This window comes from Cyanobium sp. LEGE 06113 (assembly GCF_015207615.1).
The window spans coordinates 213,488-231,709 of the sequence record NZ_JADEWM010000001.1; the positions used below are offsets into that span (position 1 = coordinate 213,488).

Below are 18,222 nucleotides of genomic sequence, written 5' to 3' on the forward strand. Positions count from 1 at the left end.
TCAGCCCCCCGGCACCCAGCCTCCATGGCGCTCAGCGGCGGCCTCCACCAGCCGCTGCTCGGTGGCCCGGTACACCGCTTCCGCCTCCGCCGCACTGCGGCCGATGCAGGTCATGCCGAGCTTGCCGTACTCCGAGAGGCAGCCCAGCAGGTGGAACACACTGCCGCGCAGCTGGGCCGGGTCGTAGTGCAGGCCCGCTTCCGCCACGATGTCGATCAGGTCGATCGGCAGCAGGCCGCGCAGCTGGGCTGCGCAGAAGTTATCGGTGGCCCGGTAGTGCAGCGCTGCGCCGGTGGGGGAGCGGTAGAGCCCGTCGGCGGGGTCGAGCCGGCCGCTGGTGATGGCGTGCAGGGCCATGTAGGGGTGGGTGGTGCCCCCCTGGCGCAGGTTGATCTCGATCGCCTGCAGCTCCCATCGTGCGCCGAAACGCCGGGCGATGAAGTCCACGGCATAGCGTTCCAGGGCCCCCTCGGCCGCCAGGGCCCGGCCGATGGCCAGCCCATGGGCCATCAGCTCGCGGCGGTAGTCCTCGCTGGCGGGGAAGCTGCAGCCCAGGTAGGTCTGGCCGCTCGGCCCCCCCAGCACCTGCTCATGGGTGGAGAGCACCTCCACGGCGCCGGGGCGTCCGTCCGCCCCCGGATGGATGATCCCCTGAACGCTTGGGGAGCGCAGGGCCTCTCCCCCCTGCAGCCAGACCTCCACCAGGGCGCCCTGGCGGGCCATCAGCTCCCGCCAGGCCGGCGCCGGCATCGGCAGCTGCTCCAGCGCCCGGCGCAGCAGCTGCCGCCGCTGTGGCGCTGAGTGCTCCTGAAGCTGCAGTGGGGCCAGCTCCAGCAGGGCGTTGCCCTCGCCGCTGAAGCCCTCGTTGAGCTTCACCACGCAGCGCTCCAGCTCGGGATGCTGCTCCCAGAGCTCGGCTGTGGCCTCCGCCAGGCTGGCCAGGTCGAACACCAGCTCGCTGCCGGCCGGGTGGGGCACACCGCAACGCCGAAACAGGGCACGGCTGCCGGCCTTGCTGCCCCACTGCAGCAGGTGGGGGGAGGTGCCCAGCAGCGGCACCTGCAGGCGCTCCGACAGCTCCCGTTCCAGCTCGCTCACCACGAAACAGCTGATGAAACTGCGGCCCGGCCGCAGCAGTTCGCCGATGCGGGCCAGCAGGGCGGGCCGCTCCAGCAGCTTGGCGGTGAGGGGGCGGCCCGAGGCGTCGTCGGTGTCGAACAGGTGCAGGCGGCGGCGGGCGTGGGAGGTGGGCACCCCCGGCAGCAGCTCCAGCACCGCATCCACCACCAGCTCGGCCAGGGGCTTGCTGCTGGCATACACCATGCGCACCCCCGGGTGGCGCAGCCCGATCAGGGCGAACAGCTGGCGCTCCTCGTAGTGGTGCGACCCGGTGACCAGGGCCATCTGGCTCTGGTCCATCGAGAGCGAGGGCACCAGCAGCACGTCCACCTCCGGGCCCATGCCGCCGGTGGTGTGGCCCCAGGAGGGCTGCAGCTGCCGCTGCAGCTCCACGAAGCTGAGTGCCGTCATCCTTCTTCCCCCTCAGGCACTGAAGGCCTTGCGGGCGGGAATCGGATAGGGGATGCGGCGGTGGCGCATGCGCTTCCACACCCGCACGAAGGCCCGGATCAGCAGCTCCAGCTCGGCGCGGCTGATGCCGCTGCCCGCCAGCTGGCCGTCCCGCTGCCGCGCTTCGAGGATGCGGCGCACCATGGCGCGTGCTTCGTGTTCATTGGTGCCGGGCGGCAGGGAGCGCAGGGCGGCTTCACAGCCGTCGGCGAGCATCAGGATCGCCGTTTCGCGGCTGCGGGGGGTGGGGCCGCGATAGCGGAAATCGGCCTCCCGCACCGAGGGGTCGCGTTCGCGGGCATGGTGCAGGAAGTAGCCCATCTTCAGCGTGCCCTGGTGCTCGGGGATGAAGTCAGCCAGGGGCCGCGGCAGCCGGTAGCGCCGGGCCAGCTTCAGGCCTTCATCCACATGGGCCTGCAGGATGGCGGCGCTGGCGTAGGGATCATCGAGGGTGTCGTGGGGGTTGGCTCCCTCCTCCTGGTTTTCGATGAACCACTGGGGGCCGTGCAGCTTGCCCACGTCGTGATATAGCGCCCCGGTGCGCACCAGGTCCACGTCGGCGCCGATGCTGCGGGCCCCCTCCTCGGCCAGGCCGGCGATCATCAGGGTGTGCTCGAAGGTGCCGGGCGCCTCGCAGGAGAGCCGGCGCAGCAGCGGGCGCTCCAGGTCGGCCAGTTCCAGCAGCCGGGTGCGGGTCATCAGCCCGAAGAAGGTCTCCACCAGGGGCGCCAGCAGCAGGCCCGCCATCAGCAGCCCCGCCAGCAGCAGAGCTTCACTGAGCAGGTCGAACTGCCCCGGCTGGCCCCGGCCCTGCAGCAGCAGCCACTGCAGCAGCACCGCCCCGCCCGGCAGCAGCACGGCCAGCTGCAGCAGCTCGGCCCGGCTGCGCTGGCGGCCGGCGGTCACAGCCGCCACCGCCGCCGTGGCCGCCGCCAGCAGCAGCCGCAGGCCCAGCAGACCGCTCATCGGCACCGGCCAGAGCAGGGTGGCCGCCGCCAACCAGGCCAGGCCGCTGGCGGTGCCGAGGCCCTGGGCGAGCAGCAGGGTGGGCGGCACCAGCAGCACCATCGGGCTGGCGCCCGGGCCGAGCCAGAGGTGCACCCCCTGCACCGCCAGCAGGGTGCCCAGGGCGAGCATCGCCTGGCGCGGCTCGAGGCTGGAGCGCCAGCGGCGCAGCAGCAGCACCATGCGCCGGTGACGGCGAGGCTCTCGAGGAAGTGGCTCAGCCACACCAGCGGCCTGGGCCGGCGGTTGACCAGGCCGAAATGGTCGAGCACGTCGAACACCTGGGCGTTGATCACCTCCCCCTGCCGCACCACCAGGTCGCCCTTGCTGACGCTGATCGTGGGGATGCCCTGCTGGCTGATCAACGCCTCGATGCGGCGTTGGCTGAGGGCTGGGTCGCTGCGCAGGTTGGTCTGGCCCTGCAGGCTCTGCACCACCAGCCGGGCGCCGAGGTTGCGCCCCAGCCCGGTGAGCTGATCCAGCTGCAAGGAGGCGGCCTCCAGCAGCTGGCCTTCGGAGACCCCCGGCGCCAGCCCCTGGCTGAGCATGCGCAGCTGGGCCCGGCTCACCTCTGCCTGCCAGGCGGTGAGCTGGGCCGGGCTGAGCCCCCGCAGCCAGAGGCGTTCCTGGTCGCTGAGCGGCAGGGCCTCCACCCGGTCCCGGGCGCGGGCCAGTTGGTCTTGCATCAGCTTGAGCTGTTCGCCCAGCTGGGCGCGCAGACGCAGGCTGGCCTCCTCATCCACCACCTGGACGGTGGTGCGGGGCAGCATCTGCTGGCGCCGCTCCTCCAGGGCGGTGCTGTCCACCACCTCGGCCGATTCGGGCGCCTGCACCGTGAACGGGGCGAGCATGCCTGGGCGCAGGCTCGGCTCCGCCAGCCACGACCAACTGCTCAGCACCGCCACCAGGGCACACACCATCAGCACCGCGAGACTGTCCTGACCCCGCCAGCAGGCGGGTGGCTGGCGCGGGCGTTCGGTGCGCAGCCACTGGCGCCACAGGCTGCGCACCCGGCCGGGGATCTGGATCGTCAACAGCCGGCCACGCATGCTTCGACGCTAGCGAGGGCCGCTCGGGCGCCAGCATTGCAAGCTGGGGATTGCGCAGCCCCCTCGATCCATGGCCACCCGTCTCGATGGGCGTGAGCTCGCCGCCGCGATCGAAACGAGGCTCGCCGCCACCATCGCCGCCCACCAGCCCCGTCTCGGACGTCCCCCCGGCCTGGCGGTGCTCAGGGTGGGCGATGACCCGGCCAGCGGCGTCTACGTGGCCAACAAGGAGAAGGCCTGCGGCCGGGTGGGCATCCGCAGCCTCGGGGCGCACCTGCCGGCGGCCACCGAAGCGGAGCAGATCCGGGCCAGGATCGAGGCCCTCAACGCCGATCCGGCCGTTGACGGCATCCTGTTGCAGCTGCCCCTGCCCGGCGGCCTCGACGCGGCGCCCCTGCTGATGGCCCTCGACCCCGCCAAGGATGCCGATGGTCTGCACACCCTCAACCTCGGTCGCCTGCTGAAGCGGGAGCCCGGCCCGCGCAGCTGCACCCCGGCCGGGGTGATGGCCCTGCTGGCCCGGGCCGGCGTGGAGCTGGCCGGGCGGCGGGCGGTGGTGGTGGGGCGCAGCATCCTGGTGGGCCAGCCCATGGCCCTGATGCTGCAGGCCGCCGATGCCACGGTCACCGTGGCCCACTCCCGCACCCGTGACCTGCCCAGCCTGACCCGCGAGGCCGAGGTGCTGGTGGTGGCGGCGGGTCGCCCCCGCATGCTCGGGGCCGAGCACGTGCGGCCCGGCGCGGTGGTGGTGGATGTGGGCATCCACCGCCGGCCTGAGGGCGGCCTCTGCGGCGATGTGATCGTTGAGGAGGTGGAGCCCCTGGCCGCCGCGATCACGCCGGTGCCGGGGGGAGTGGGCCCGATGACGGTGACCATGCTGCTGGTGAACACCGTGGTGGCCTGGTGCCGCCGCCATGGGCTCGAGCATGGGCTGGGTGATCTGGTGCCCTGAGCCGGTCAGCGCCGCCCACCCCGCACCCGCCCCAGCAGGCGCTTCCACAGGGAGCGCTTGCGCCTGGAGCCAGGTAAGGGTGGCTGAGCCTCGATGGAGTCGGCGCCGGCCGGCCCGAGCAGCTGGACCCCCTGGGCGGCGATGGCCGCCAGCTCCCCCTGCAGCCGGCTGCGCTCTTCGGCGCTCAGCTGGTCGGGGGTCACCCGGGCAAGCAGCTTACGGCTGTTGCGCAGGTTGATCAGCAGCCGCTGGGGGGTCTGACCCTGCCGGCACTGCATCCGCAGGGTGTCGAGCACGTCCTGCAGCTCCTTGGCCCTGGCGCTGCGGTCTTTTCCGTCCGCCGTCGCCGTCGCCAGCGCCCGCAGCTGGGCCTGCGGCGGAGCCACCGCCAGCAGCGGACTGCTGTTCTGCTCGTCCCCGCTGGACTCTCGCTCCATCCCCCACTCCTGGGCGAGCCGTGAGAGCGCTTCGGCGGGGAATAGCGGTACTGGTGGAGCCGTGAAAGGGAAGTGCTTGGCCATGCCCCCATCGAGCTCAGCGCGGCGGTCGATCAGCAGGAACCCCAGCGCCTGCCAGCAGGGGCGCAGCCGCTTTGGCAGCAGGGGCAGCTGGGCGCTCAGCCCCATGATCAACGGCTCCGCATCCTCCAGGCTGGAATAGCGGCGCGGCTGCCCCTGGAACTGCTCCAGAAAGGTCTCGGCCAGGGCCAGCTCGGCCAGCTCCTGCTCCAGCTGGGCGGGATCGGCCAGCCGGTAGGCCTCCTGGATCCATTCGTCGGCCAGGCCGAGGCGAGCATGCTGTTCCCGCAGCTTGAGGCGCCGCTCCAGCCAGCCGTAGGCCAGCTTGGTGTCCGGCGCCATCTGCAGGCTCGCCTCCAGAAACTCCAGGTCGGCCCGGCTGACGCCCGGGGGCAGGATCGCCACCAGCGGCGTGTGGAAGCGCTGGTAGCGCTGCGGATCCTCGGCCAGCAGACGGCGCATCGCCGCCAGCCGCCGGTTGCCATTGATCACCACCCCATTGTTGTCCACCAGCAGTGGCTCGGTCTGCACGGCGAGCCGCTGCAGCTCCTGCAGGATCGGTCCGCGGCTGTCGCCGGCCTTGGTCACCAGCAGCCCGTGCAGCAGGGTCTGGGTCTCCATGCTGTCCTCGCTGGCGTGCAGCCGCGCCAGGGCCCCCGGCTCGCCGCCCAGCTGCTCCTCCAGATCAGCCAGCAGCCGGCCGTTGTCCACCCGGTACACCAGCAGCTCCTGGGCCAGCGGCGCGGCCGGGATCGTGACGGCCCCGTCATGCAGGGTCACCCAGTGGTCGCGCACGGCCTGGGCGGCGGCACTGGCGATCCGTTGCCGGCGCGTGCTGACATCGAGGAGGCGGGGCAGATCCATGCAGAGTGGTCCATCGGGCAGCGTCCTCCAGTGTCCCGCAGCGGCACGGCAGGTCCCACCGGTCTTGCCATGTGTGTGGCCTGGACCCGCCAGGCCTGGGGAATGGGGCTTCACCTGAGAGAATCGCTCCCAGTCCCCATCTCCCCATGACCGCGGCGGTGAGCACGACCCCTGGCAGCCCCGCCGACGGCACCGGTGCAGGCCCCGAGGCGGGCAGCTTTGATTTCCCGGCCTATCTGGAGGCGACGCGACTGCAGGTGGAGACTGCCCTGGAGGCGTCCCTGGGGCCGGAGCGACCCGAATCGCTGCGGGAGGCGATGCGCTACTCGCTGCTGGCGGGGGGCAAGCGGCTGCGGCCGATCCTCTGCCTGGCGGCCTGTGAGCTGGCCGGTGGCGACAGCGCCCTGGCCATGCCCACGGCCCTCGCCCTGGAGATGATCCACACCATGTCGCTGATCCATGACGATCTGCCGGCCATGGATGACGACGACCTGCGCCGGGGGCGGCCCACCAACCACAAGGTGTACGGCGAGGCCAAGGCGATCCTGGCCGGCGACGCCCTGCTCACCCGGGCCTTCGAGATGGTCGCCCTGCGCAGTCCCCAGGTGCCGGCCGAGCAGCTGCTGCGGGTGGTGGGCGAGTTGAGCCTGGCTTCCGGTGCCCCGGGCCTGGTGGGCGGCCAGGTGGTGGATCTGGAGTGTGAGGGCAAGGACGTGGACCTCGACACCCTGGAGTACATCCACCTGCACAAGACCGGCGCCCTGCTGCGGGCCTGCGTGCTCAGCGGCGCCCTGATCGCCGGCGCTCCCGCAGCCCTGCTCGGGGCCCTCCGCACCTACGCCCGCGGCATCGGCCTCGCCTTCCAGATCATCGACGACATCCTCGATGTCACCGCCAGCAGCGACGTGCTCGGCAAGACCGCCGGCAAGGATCTCACCGCCGACAAGACCACCTATCCCAAGCTGCTGGGGCTCGAGGAGTCGCGCCAGCGGGCGGAAGCCCTGGTGGCCGCTGCCAAGGCCGCCCTGGAGCCCTTCGCCGCCGAGGGCAAGGCGGCCCCCCTGCTCGCCCTCGCCGACTACATCACCAGCCGCGACCGATGATGGAGATGCCTCTGGCGGCGCTCCACGATGCCCAGCCCCTGGCGGCCCTGCTCGCCAACAGCACCCTCTGGTGGGGGCTGGTGGCCTGCGGGCTGGCCCAGGCGTCCAAGCTGCTGATCGAGCTGGTGCTGCACCGGCGCTGGCGCCCGGCCGTGCTGTTCGAAACGGGCGGCATGCCCTCCAGCCATTCCGCCCTGCTCACGGGCACCACGGCGGCGCTGGGCTGGCAGCAGGGCTTTGCCGATCCGCTGTTCGCCCTGGCGGCCGCGCTCTGCTTCGTGGTGCTCTACGACGCCTCCGGGGTGCGGCGGGCCGCCGGGCTCACCGCCGGGCGGGTCAACCAGCTGCCCGAGGCGCTCTGGCCGCCTGAGCCCGGCAGCGCCGATGCCGATTCCTCAACACTGAGCCCAACCTCGAGCCGCAGACCGCTTAAGGAAAACCTCGGCCACACCCGCCTGGAGGTGCTGGTGGGCAGCCTGCTGGGCCCGGCGATCGCTCTGCCCGGGCTGGTGCTGCTGGGCTCGCCCCTGGAGCTGGCCCACGCCTGGGGTGTGTGGCTTGGGCTCGGTTGAGCCAGCCTCCCGCCCCGGCTGAGCCGCCGGTCCCTGGCACCGTGTTCACTGCGGGGCAACAGGCGGCCTGCACGGCCTTCGCCGCCTGGCTGGCCGAGCCGGCAGAGGGCCGGCCCTTTGTGCTCAGCGGCTACGCCGGCACCGGCAAAACCTTCCTCTCGATGGCGTTCCTGCAGCTGGTGGAGGCCCAGCAGCTCTGCTGGACCGTGGTGGCCCCCACCCACAAGGCGGTGGGCGTGCTGCGCCACCACCTGGGCCGGGCCGCCCTCCAGCCCACCTGGTACCCCTCCACCATCCACCGCCTGCTGCGCCTGCGCCTGAAGCGGCAGGGCGACCGGGAGCGCTGCGAGGAAACCGAGCAGACCGCCGCGGCCCTCGAGCACCTGGGCCTGGTGCTGGTGGATGAGGCCTCGATGGTGGACAGCACCCTGCTGGAGATCAGCCTGCGCTGCGCCCATCCCTTCGGCACCCGCCTGGTGTTCGTGGGCGATCCGGCCCAGTTGCCGCCGGTGGGGGAGCCCTGCAGCCCCGTGTTCAGCCTGGGGCGGGCCACTTCGGCGGAGCTCACCGAAGTGGTGCGCCATCAGGGGCCGGTGCTGCAGCTGGCCCAGGGCATCCGGGAGCAGCGGCTGCCCGCGCGCCAGCCCCCCGCCCTGCCGCCCGTGCGCACGGCGGTGGGGGAGGTGGCGCTGCTGCCCCGCCAGCAGTGGCTGGAGGCGGCCCAGGACGCCCTGCGCCGCAGCGCCGCCACCGACAACCCCGATCTGGCCCGCATCCTCTGTTACACGAATCGCTCCCTGGAGCAGCTGGTGCCGATCGCCCGCCGCGCCCTGCATGGCGCCATGGCCGACCAGCTGCCGGTGCTGCCCGGCGAGGTGCTGATCACCCGCAGCGCCGTGATGGCGCCAGCCTGCCGCGAGGGCGATGAGACCGCCGAGGAGCCCGACATGGTGCTCGGCTCCAACCGGGAGTTGCTGGTGCGCGACGTGACGCCGGAGCGCTGTGATCTGGGCGAGTTCGGTCTCAGTTCGGCCGATCTGGGCGGGGGCCTGGCGGTGCCCGTGGTGGACACCCTGATGGCGGCGGTGGACAGCGGCGACAGCCAGTTCAACCTGCGCCTGCTTCCCCCGCTCGGCACGGCCGGGCGCGCCGCCATCGAGCAGGTGCTGGCCACGTTGCGGCAGCAGGCCCGCAGCGCCGACAAGCAGGCGGGCCGCGCCCTGTGGCGGCGCTTCTTTCTGCTGCGGGATGCCTTCGCCGCACTCGGACCGGCCGCCGTGCTCACCGTGCACCGCAGCCAGGGCAGCACCTTCGCCGAGGTGTTCGTGGATGGCGACGTGTTCTGGCCTGGGGATCCGCTGCTGCGGCGCCAGCTGCTCTACGTGGCGGTGAGCCGCGCCAGCCAGCGGGTGGCTCTGGTGGCCGGCGGTGGCGGTGGTGGTGGTGGCGGTAGAGGTGGCGGGGATGCCCGGCTCTGGCAGCAGTGGCTCTCCAGCTCCTAAAGGCTGAGCTGCAGCCCCTCGATCCCCTGCCAGCCCAGGTAGAGCGCCAGGCCCAGGCTCACCAGCCCCACCAGAGCATCGCCCCTGGCCAGCAGCCAGGCCTTGCCTCCCCGCAGCAGCGGCAGCACCCGCTCGCTGCCCAGCAGCAGCAGGGCCAGCAGCGGCAGCAGCAGCAGCAGGCTGCTGGCGAGGCTGAACAGCAGCGTGCCCACCACCTCCTGGCCCGGCGCCAGGCCGGCCTCCAGCAGGCTGCCGGCGGTCTTGGCAAACAGGAACAGATCGTCCGGGCTGATGATCTGCAACCCGATGCTCAGGGCCAGCAGCAAGGGCAGGGGCAGGGCGCAGAAGCGCTCCAGCTTGTCGGCCCAGCCAGGCGGAGCGTTCTCTTCGCCGCGGTTGAGCAGCTCCTTGAGGCCCAGGGCCAGCAGGGCCCCGGCGGCCAGCAGGTCGAGGCCGGTGCGGTGGGCCGTGCCCTTCTCCATGGTGAGCAGCAGCCCATGGCCCACCGTGAGCAGGGCGGCCACCACCAGAGTGCTGGTGGCCCACCAGGCCAGCACGAAGCCCACGCCCCGCAGCCGGGGGCGTTCGCCGAGCAGCAGCAGCAGCAGCAAGCCGATGTGCAGAGGTGAAATGGCCAGGGCCAGCCCGAAGGCCGAGAGTTCCCCCAGCAAGTGCCCCGTGGTGAGGTTGGTCAGGACAGCACCTCAAACCAGTCGGTGCCGGTGAGGCCGATCGGCAGGGTCGTCACCCGCCCCACCCTGGCCAGGGACGGGCCCCGTTCACACCAGAGCCTCAGGGCCTGCAGCTGCTCAGCATTGCCCTCGGCCTCCAGCTCCACCCGGCCGTCGGAGCGGTTGCGCACCCAGCCCGCCAGGCCGAGGCTCTGGGCCTGGCGGCAGCAGGCCGCCCGATAGCCCACACCCTGCACCTTCCCTTCCACGCTCAGCCGCCAGCGCTCAAGGGCGATTCCCTGGGGCTGTGCGCCAGGGTGAATGAAGCGGCGCTGGTCGGCACCGGCACGGCGTTCGAGGCTGCGGCGGCGATCCGGGCGGGAATCGCCGGGCAGCCAGCCCAGTGGAGATGCAGCCAGCTGGCGTGCAGCGTTGCTGTTGACCATCCTTCGCTCCGGCTCGGACAACCCCAGCCTTCAAGCTGCCATAAAGCGCCGGAGTCGGCCACATCCTGGAGCTGCCAGCGATGGAACTCGTGGCCGCGCAGCCGTTCGCCGCGGCGCACCAGCAGTCCATCGGTGTGGGCCGTGGCCTCGCGGTAGCCGAGGCTGAGGCTGCCGCTGGGCGCCGAAAAGGGCAGCACTCCCGCCATCGCATGGGAGCGGCCCTGGGGATCCAGCAGGCTCCGGCCCAGCAGCAGCAGCCCACCGCACTCGGCGGCGATCGGGATCCCGGCCGCGGCGGCCTGGCGCAGCGAGGTGAGGCTGCGCCGGCTGGCCGCCAGGGCCTCCGCGTGCAGTTCCGGGTAGCCCCCCGGCAGCAGCACCGCCCGGCAGGCTGGCGGCAGCGGCTGATCGGCCAGGGGACTCCAGGGCAGGGGTTCGAGGCCCCAGGCGCGCAGCAGCTCCTCGGCCTCCGGGTAGCCGAAGTGAAAGGCGGCATCCCGGGCCACGGCGATCGGCAGCGGCTCTGGCGAGGAGGCGCCTGGCTGCTGCAGCCGAGAGCGGGCGGGCTCGGAGGCCACGAGGGTGGCGATCGGATCCACCGCCCTGGCCAGGGGCTGCACCGGAGCCAGCAGGGGCCAGAGCTGGTCGAGATCGAGATGGCGTTCCGCCAGGGCGGACCAGGCCCGCTCGCGTTCCGGCAGGTCCGGAATTTCATCGGGCGTCAGCAGCCCCAGATGGCGCGAGGGCCACTCCAGGGCCTCCTCGCTGGGCAGCACCCCCAGCAGCGGCACCTCGATCGCCTCCAGGGCCTCGGCCAGCAGCTGACGGTGCCGCGCACTGCCCACGCGGTTGAGCACCACGCCGGCGAGCCGCACCGGGGGCGGGCCGTGGTCGCGGAAGCCCCGCACCAGGGCCGCCAGGGAGCCGGCCTGGCGGGAGGCCTCCACCACCAGCACCACGGGCAGATCCAGCAGGGCCGCCACCGCCGCGGAGCTGCCCTCGCTGCTCGACCCCCGACCATCGAACAGGCCCATCACCCCCTCCACCAGGGCCAGGTCGGCCCGGCTGCCATGCCACTGGAAGCTGTCCTGCAGCCAGCGCTCACCGCAGAGCAGCGGGTCGAGGTTGCGGCAGGGCAGGCCGCTCACCCGGCTGAGCAACTGCGGATCGAGGTAGTCGGGCCCCACCTTGAAGGGCTGCAGCCGCAGGCCCCGGCTGCGGGCCAGGGCGGCCAGGCTCACACTCAGCAGGGTCTTGCCGCTGCCGCTGCTGGGCGCGGCGATCAGACAGGGCACCTCAGGCGGGCAGCAGCCGGGCGGCGATCGGCGCCGCTGCCGCCAGCAGCGGGTTGGTGGTGTCGTGGCCGCCCGAGAGCAGCCGGGCCAGCTCTTCCTCCTCGCTCTCATTGGGGAGCGGCACCACGTCTTCCTCGAGTTCCATCGAGGCCATGCCTCCGGCCTCCAGGCGCATGCAGCCCCCGGATTCGGAGCAGAGGATCACACACAGGGGCGGCCGCCCTTCCGGTGCACAGATCAGGCGCAGGCCCACCAGGGCGCCGGGATGGATCTTGGGGCTGCCCACCGGCACAGGCATCAGCCGGAACTGCACCGGCGAGCCATCCCTGCGGCGGAACTCGGCGCCGATCCCCTCTTCATGGGCGCCGCTGCCGCAGCCGTCCACGGGCACGGCGTAGGACTCCACCAGCTCCCAGCCGAGCCGGTCGGCCAGCCAGGCCGCCAACAGCAACCCCTTGAGCGGGTGGTCGCCCTCCACATCGATGTCCAGCTGCACCACGTGGTCGAGGGCATTGCGGCGCGAGGGCGGATCGAACACCATCGCCAGGGATTCACGCCAGGTGCGCAGCCGCAGCCAGTTGAGGTCGTTCACCGCCTGGCCGGCGGCGATCCGCTGCACCAGCAGGTCGATGCAGCGCCGGGGCCGGCCCAGGGAGCTGTCCACCACCAGGCGCCTGGTGGGCGGTGCCAGGGCCTCCAGCAGTTCGGGGGCCTCGTCGAGGCTGCTGTTCCACCACACCCAGCAGGGCAGGTCGTCGGCGATCAGGGGCAGCACCAGATCCAGCTGCTGCTTGAGCACCTCGCGGCCGCCGCGCAGCACCACCACATCGCCGCAGGCGGAGCCGCCGCCGCCCTCCTCCGGCAGGGGGCAGTAGGCGGCCACGAGGGTTTCCAGCGGCCTCGACTCCTCCAGGGTGGGAGCCAGGGTGATCAGGCGCCGCGGCATGTGGGCGCTGATCGCCCCGTCCACGAACTGGCCGCGCTGGTCTTCGGCGCTGGCGCTGCCGGCCTGCTGGCCCAGGCGCCAGGCCAGGCGCTGGTCCATCACGGCGGTGCTGAAGGGCAGGTCCAGATCGGGCACGGCGGCCTTGGCCGCCTCGATCAGGTTGGGGTCCAGCAGGCCGGTGAGCGGTCCAGGGATGCGGCCGGTGCGGATCAGGTGCTGCTGCAGCCAGGAGGGCTCGTACACCACCAGGCTGAAGGTGGGCGCTCCGCTGGCATGCTGCAGCCCCTCTCCCCAGAGGTGCTCCAGGTAGCTGGCCACATCGGCGGGCGGCAGGGCGGTGGGGACCTGAAGCGTGAGCTGGGGGGACATCAGCAGGTGGCGGTGGAGGCTGAAACGGGAGCTGTCACAGGCGAGGCGCAGCTGAGCGGGGGGTGGGGCTCAGGGGCGGCGCCACACCAGGTCGTCCTCGGCCAGCAGGTTGTCGGCGGCGGCCGGACCCCAGGTGCGGGCCTCGTAGGGCTGCACCGGCAGTTGCCAGGGCGCATCCTCGATCAATTTGATCAGCGGGGTGTAGAGCCTCCAGGCGGCTTCCACTTCGTCGCTGCGGGTGAACAGGGTGGGCTCCCCCAGCATGGCGTCGGCGAGCAGGCGCACGTAGCCCTCATCACTCGGCTCGCCGAAGGACTCGTCGTAGCTGAAGGCCATGTCCACCGGGCGGCTGCGCATGCCGGAGCCCGGAGACTTCACCTCGAACTTGATCTCGGCGCCCTCGTCGGGCTGGATCCTCAGGATCAGCTGGTTGGGGGTGGGGGCGCGCCGGCGGCATCGAACAGGTGCACCGGAGCCTTGCGGAAGGTGAGCACCACTTCGGAGAGCCGTTTGGGCAGGCGCTTGCCCGTGCGCAGGTAGAAGGGCACCCCCTGCCAGCGCCAGTTGTTGATGAACAGCTTCATGGCCACGTAGGTCTCGGTGGTGCTGTTCGGATCCACACCCTGCTCCTCGCGGTAGCCCTGAATCGGACTGCTGCGGCTGCCACCGGCGCTGTACTGGCCGCGCACGCAGCACTTCCAGGGCTCATCCTCATGGGCCAGGTGGGCGGCCTGCAGCACCTTGGCCTTCTCGTTGCGGATCGCCTCGGCGTCGAAGCGGCCGGGTGGCTCCATGGTGGTGAGCGCCAGCATCTGGGTGAGGTGGTTCTGCACCATGTCCCGCAGGGCGCCTGAGGTCTCGTAGTAGCCGGCCCGCTCTTCCACCCCCACGGTTTCAGCGGCCGTGATCTGCACGTTGGCGATGTAGTTGCGGTTCCAGATCGGCTCGAAGATGGTGTTGGCAAAGCGCAGCACCAGGATGTTCTGAACGGTCTCCTTGCCCAGGTAGTGGTCGATCCGGAAGATCTGTTTCTCCTTGGCGCAGCCCAGCACCACCCGGTTCAGCTCCTGGGCGCTGGGGTAGTCGGTGCCGAAGGGCTTCTCGATCACCACGCGGCTGCGCTCGCTGTCGCTGAGCAGGCCGGCGGCGGCCAGGGCGCGGGTGCCGCTGCCGTAGAAGGCGGGCGATACGGAGAGATAGAAGGTGCGGTTGCCCCGGGTGGCCCGCATCCGGTCGATCGCTTCGAGCCGCTCCCCCATGGTCACGATCGTGGCGGGGTTGGAGAGGTCGGCCGACTCATAGAACAGGCCGGCGGCGAAGTTCTCCCAGGCGACGGGGTCCTCGGCGATCACGTCGCTGAGGGAGCTGGCCATGCGTGAGCGAAACTCCTCGTCGCTCCAGGGGCGGCGGGCGCAGCCGAGCACGGCGAACTCACTGGGCAGGCGCCGCTGGCGGTGCAGCTCGAACAGGGCCGGGATCAGCTTGCGGTGGGTGAGATCACCGCTGGCCCCGAAGATCACGATGATCTGGGGGGCGATGACCCGCTCCTGGCGCAGGCCGACCCGCAGCGGATTGGTGAGAACGGCGGCCATGGAGCACCCAGTGATCCCTCTGGTTTAACGGCGCCAGCGGCAAAGCCCAGACCAGAGGTGCCTTTGTGATCCGCTCTGTGAGCGAACAAGAAAAAAGCCCGCCTGCTGGCGGGCACCTGGGTCAGTAGGTTTCCACGTGCCAGCGGTCGGCCTTCTTGAGCTGGGGCCTCAGCTCGCTCCAGTCGATGCCCTTGGCGGCGGCAGCGGTGGTCATGGCCTCGTCGATGCCCGGCTCCATGCCGCGCAGACCGCACATGTACACGTGGGTCTTGGGATCTTCGATCATGGTGAAGATCTCATCGGCATGCTCCAGCACCCGGTCCTGGATGTACATGCGGCCATCCCTGCTGTTCTTCTGCTCGCGGCTGATCGCCTTGGTGTAGCGGAAGTTGTCGGGGAACTGGCTGAGGTAGTGCTCGAAGTCGGCGTCGTAGAGCAGGTTGGGGGTGGTGGGCACGCCCATGAACAGCCAGGCCTTGCCGCGGAAATGCCAGCCGTTCTTCTCCCGCTCAGCCGGCTCGAACATGCGGCGCAGGTAGGCCCGCATCGGCGCGATGCCGGTGCCGGTGGCCAGCATGATCACGTTGGCCTCCTCATCCTCAGGCAGGAGCATCTCCTTGCCCACCGGACCGGTGATCCTCACCTTGGCCCCGGGGTCGATGTCACACAGGAAGGAGGAGCAGACGCCGTTGATGGTGGCGCCGTCCAGCTCGTACTGGAGCTGGCGCACGCACAGCGACACGGTATGGGCCTCCATGTTGTCGCCGTGGCGGGTGCTGGCGATCGAGTACAGGCGGAGCTTGTGGGGCTTGCCCTTGGCATCGGTGCCGTCGGGGATGATGCCGATGCTCTGGCCCTCCACGTAGTGGAGCTGGGGATCGCCGCCCGCCAGGTCGAAGGTGATGTGGTTCACCCGGCCGATGGCTCCTTCGGCCAGCAGGCTGTAGTTCTCGGTGACGGTGCCGACGAACGGATCCTTGGGCTTGTAGAGGTTGACCGGGACGGCGGCGTGGGACACGGCAGCTGGTTTCGAGGGGTTGGGGGCTGGGGCAGGGGCCGCTGCGGCGGCAGGAGCCGAGGCGGCGTCGCCTGGGGCGGCAGACAGCCCATCCGCCATCTCCACCGCCTTGATCCGTCCGCCCTGGCGGGCGATGGTCTGGAAGATGGTCTGGAGCTGGGCGAAGGGCACGGTGAAACGACGCTCGGCCTGGCGCTGGCGGCCGATGCCGAACGCCTCGACCACCACGCTCACCATGCGGCTGTCGGACTGGGAGGCACTGCCCGTTGAAACACGCATGATGGCTGGGCCCTGGCAAAAATCCGGCTGATCATAGGAAACACACCGGATCGTCGATCTCAGGAGATTGCGTTTAGGTTTGTGATGCAGCACACACCGACTCCATTGGCGCAGCGCCTGGCATCGCCTCTCGCCGCAACTCCCGTGGCTGCCGGACCCGAGGTGAGTGGTTCGATGTCTTCCGCCACCGGGTCCCCTGCCACCAGTTCCGCCGACACGGGCAGCTGTCGCCTCGACACCATCCAGCAGGAGATGGAGTATCTGGCCAACGGCACCCGCCGCCTGGCTGTGCAGCTGCGGTTGCCGCTCCATGCCGACTGCCTCTGGGCCGTGCTCACGGACTATCCCAACCTCAGCAGCTTCATCCCGAACCTGGCCAGCTCCCGCCAGCTCTGGCGCCGCGGTAACCGGGTCTGCCTGGAGCAGGTGGGCACCCAGCAGTTCTGTGGCCTGCGCTTCAGTGCCAAGGTGGAACTGGAACTGGTGGAACACCGTGAAGCCGGCGAGCTGCGCTTTGCGATGCGCCAGGGCGACTTCCGGCGCTTCGAGGGGGTCTGGCGGATCGGCCAGGAATCCGGGCGCAGCATCCCGGAAAGCAGCCTGCTCTACGAGCTGATCGTGCAGGGCCGGCCCGGCATGCCGCTGGGTTTGATCGAGCAGCGCCTGCGCAAGGACCTGGCCAGCAACCTGCGCGGCGTCCAGCTGGAGGCGATGCGCCGGGCCGCCATCAACTGAGTGTTCTGCTCAGAGCTGGGAGTAACGCATCAGCGGGAGTCACCCTCTGGTGTGATCAACCGGCCCCGTGATCCATCCGGTGTCTCCCGATCGGGTTGGAATCGATGCAGCCATACCTGAGCTGGACAGACTTGAAGCAGCCCAAAGCCAAACCAAGGGCTGTAGTTCTATGGGATGGGTGGAACCATCTCGGCTCAAACTCCGATCCCCAAGCCCACAACCTTCCATGCTGCCCAGCAGCATGAATCAATACCCCCAAGGGGATTCGAACCCCTGTCGCCTCCGTGAAAGGGAGGTGTCCTAGGCCTCTAGACGATGGGGGCGAGGCCACAGCAGAAGCAACGGCAGAACCGGTTTCTGAACCGCAGTGCTGATGGGAGGAAGCTACGGGCCAGGGTGACCCTTCGTCAAGGCAGGTTGGTCCTGCCCGCTCCAGACCGGCACGCTCACGTGGAAGCAGGCCCCCTCCCCCGGCTCCGACACCACCCAGATGCGGCCGCCGTGGACCTCGGCGATGCGGCGGCACACCGACAGGCCCACGCCATAGCCGGAGGTGGTGTCGGCGGTCTGGGGCAACCGCACCCGGTCGAGAAAGATCTGCTTCTGCTGGGCGGCGGGAATGCCAGGGCCGCTGTCTCCCACGCTCACCTCCAGCCACTGCTGGGTGCGGTGCAGCAGGGTCAGTCTCACCTCCCCCCCGAAGGGGAACTTGAAGGCGTTTTCCAGCAGGTTGAGCAGAACCTGGTGCAGCCGCCGCTCGTCGCCGTAGCGTCCGGCAGGTCGGCCGGGATGTCGGTGATCAGCCGCAGCGCCTTGCCCACCCAGAGCTTCTCGAGTTCGAGGATGGCCTCGGCGGCCAGCTTGCCGAGGCTCAGGCGCTTGGGGTTGAACAGGGCCTCCCAGCGGGTGGTGCCCACCTCCAGCAGATCCTTGGAGAGGGCCTCGATGTCATCGAGACGGCGGCGCACCACCTCCTGGTAGCGGCGCTCATCGATCTGGCCGAGCTGGTGGCTCTGCAGGGCCAGCTTGGCGGCGGTGAGGGGGGTGCGGAGTTCATGGGCGACCATTCGCAGCAGCCGTTCCTGGATGCCCAGGCGCTCGATCAGGGTTTCGTTCTCCTGGCGCATCACCAGCAGCTGGTCCTCCAGTTGCAGCTCCCGCCGCGAGCGGCTGGCCTCGAGATCGAGGCTGCCGCGGTTGATGCCGAGGTCGTTGACCACGGCCAGCTGCTGCCAGCGCGGTAGCCAGCTCTGCAGCCGCGGGCTGATCGGACTGCCGGCAAACACCTGGCGGGGCGCGGGGGAGAGCTTCACCAGGGCCGGGGTGGCGAGCAGCCGGTGCAGCTCCAGCAGTTGCGGCTGCCGGCGCGGATCAGCGATCTCCAGCTTCACCTCGAAGCCCAGATCGTCGCGTTTGAGCACCTGCAGCAGGGCCCGCAGATCGGCACTGGCCAGCTGCTGGCCGGTGGCCACAAGCAGCAGGTTCAGCACCTGGGGGCCCACCTGGGTCGCGCTCGCGCCTGTGGTCGTGCCCGCGCCCGTGGCCGTGCTCGTGGAGTCCTCGTTCACAGCTCCCACGTTATGGCGTCTGGGCGGTGGCGGCTCAGCGTGGCTAGGACAAGGGCAGGGCCTGCCGCGTGTTGGCACCTCCTGGGTTCAAGGTCCGTGCCCAGGATGCCCCTGTGCCCAGGACGCCACAGCCATCCCCCTTGCTGGAGAGCCTCCTCCGGAGCCACCG

Annotated in this window: 12 protein-coding genes, 1 tRNA gene and 3 pseudogenes; 5 read left to right on the forward strand and 11 right to left on the reverse strand. The window is 70.9% G+C overall.

The genetic code is table 11. The annotated features are described in order from the left end of the window. Positions 1 to 1,530, reverse strand: a complete 1,530-nt coding sequence (locus IQ220_RS01215; protein WP_193912918.1) for a peptide ligase PGM1-related protein — start codon at positions 1,528 to 1,530, stop codon at positions 1 to 3. A gap of 12 nt (positions 1,531 to 1,542) precedes the next feature. Continuing rightward, a pseudogene (locus IQ220_RS01220) lies at positions 1,543 to 3,623 on the reverse strand (HDIG domain-containing metalloprotein). Positions 3,624 to 3,693: 70 nt separating this feature from the next. On the opposite strand from IQ220_RS01220, the gene folD reads away from it, so the two are divergent. Then, positions 3,694 to 4,575, forward strand: a complete 882-nt coding sequence (gene folD, locus IQ220_RS01225) for a bifunctional methylenetetrahydrofolate dehydrogenase/methenyltetrahydrofolate cyclohydrolase FolD (protein ID WP_193912920.1) — start codon at positions 3,694 to 3,696, stop codon at positions 4,573 to 4,575. Between the two features lie 5 nt (positions 4,576 to 4,580). On the opposite strand, the gene IQ220_RS01230 is transcribed toward folD, so the two are convergent. Continuing rightward, positions 4,581 to 5,957, reverse strand: coding sequence for a hypothetical protein (locus tag IQ220_RS01230; protein ID WP_193912922.1), 1,377 nt, complete (start codon positions 5,955 to 5,957; stop codon positions 4,581 to 4,583). A 146-nt stretch (positions 5,958 to 6,103) separates the two neighbouring features. On the opposite strand from IQ220_RS01230, the gene crtE reads away from it, so the two are divergent. Genes crtE through IQ220_RS01245 form a run of 3 tightly spaced genes read left to right on the forward strand, consistent with a single transcriptional unit; the run spans position 6,104 to position 9,134 of the window. Then, positions 6,104 to 7,060, forward strand: coding sequence for a geranylgeranyl diphosphate synthase CrtE (gene crtE, locus IQ220_RS01235; RefSeq protein ID WP_193912924.1), 957 nt, complete (start codon positions 6,104 to 6,106; stop codon positions 7,058 to 7,060). Further along, the gene (locus IQ220_RS01240) at positions 7,060 to 7,632 is read left to right on the forward strand and encodes a divergent PAP2 family protein (RefSeq protein ID WP_370566301.1); all 573 of its coding nucleotides are present in this window, start codon (positions 7,060 to 7,062) and stop codon (positions 7,630 to 7,632) included. Before crtE ends, IQ220_RS01240 begins: the two co-directional genes overlap by 1 nt. Continuing rightward, a complete protein-coding gene (locus tag IQ220_RS01245; RefSeq protein WP_228008793.1) occupies positions 7,629 to 9,134 on the forward strand; it encodes an ATP-dependent RecD-like DNA helicase in 1,506 nt (501 codons plus the stop codon). Before IQ220_RS01240 ends, IQ220_RS01245 begins: the two co-directional genes overlap by 4 nt. Here the strand turns inward: IQ220_RS01245 and IQ220_RS01250 are convergent. From IQ220_RS01250 to IQ220_RS01275, 6 genes and pseudogenes are all read right to left on the reverse strand, one after another. Beyond that, on the reverse strand, positions 9,131 to 9,805 hold the full coding sequence (locus tag IQ220_RS01250; protein ID WP_228008794.1) for a GAP family protein: 675 nt from the start codon (positions 9,803 to 9,805) through the stop codon (positions 9,131 to 9,133). The two genes, IQ220_RS01245 and IQ220_RS01250, sit on opposite strands and share 4 nt — an antisense overlap. Before the next feature lie 20 nt (positions 9,806 to 9,825). Further along, positions 9,826 to 10,074, reverse strand: coding sequence for an acylphosphatase (locus tag IQ220_RS01255; protein WP_370566302.1), 249 nt, complete (start codon positions 10,072 to 10,074; stop codon positions 9,826 to 9,828). A gap of 2 nt (positions 10,075 to 10,076) precedes the next feature. Then, entirely contained in the window at positions 10,077 to 11,546 is a 1,470-nt protein-coding gene (locus IQ220_RS01260) for a cobyrinate a,c-diamide synthase (RefSeq protein ID WP_193912926.1), read from the reverse strand. A gap of 1 nt (position 11,547) precedes the next feature. Continuing rightward, entirely contained in the window at positions 11,548 to 12,861 is a 1,314-nt protein-coding gene (locus IQ220_RS01265) for a glucose-6-phosphate dehydrogenase assembly protein OpcA (protein ID WP_186696927.1), read from the reverse strand. 69 nt (positions 12,862 to 12,930) lie between these two features. Beyond that, positions 12,931 to 14,453: pseudogene (gene zwf, locus IQ220_RS01270) on the reverse strand (glucose-6-phosphate dehydrogenase). A gap of 121 nt (positions 14,454 to 14,574) precedes the next feature. Beyond that, on the reverse strand, positions 14,575 to 15,750 hold the full coding sequence (locus tag IQ220_RS01275; RefSeq protein ID WP_193912928.1) for an FAD-binding oxidoreductase: 1,176 nt from the start codon (positions 15,748 to 15,750) through the stop codon (positions 14,575 to 14,577). Between the two features lie 174 nt (positions 15,751 to 15,924). Between IQ220_RS01275 and IQ220_RS01280 the strand changes: the two genes are divergently transcribed. After that, positions 15,925 to 16,485 carry an SRPBCC family protein gene (locus IQ220_RS01280; RefSeq protein WP_193912930.1) on the forward strand — a complete coding sequence of 187 codons (561 nt, stop codon included), beginning with the start codon at positions 15,925 to 15,927 and terminating at the stop codon, positions 16,483 to 16,485. A 250-nt stretch (positions 16,486 to 16,735) separates the two neighbouring features. On the opposite strand, the gene IQ220_RS01285 is transcribed toward IQ220_RS01280, so the two are convergent. Both IQ220_RS01285 and IQ220_RS01290 read right to left on the reverse strand, forming a co-directional pair. Further along, a tRNA-Glu gene (locus IQ220_RS01285) sits at positions 16,736 to 16,808 on the reverse strand. 61 nt (positions 16,809 to 16,869) lie between these two features. Beyond that, positions 16,870 to 17,987 (reverse strand): annotated as a pseudogene (locus IQ220_RS01290) (histidine kinase). Positions 17,988 to 18,222 lie beyond the last annotated feature (235 nt).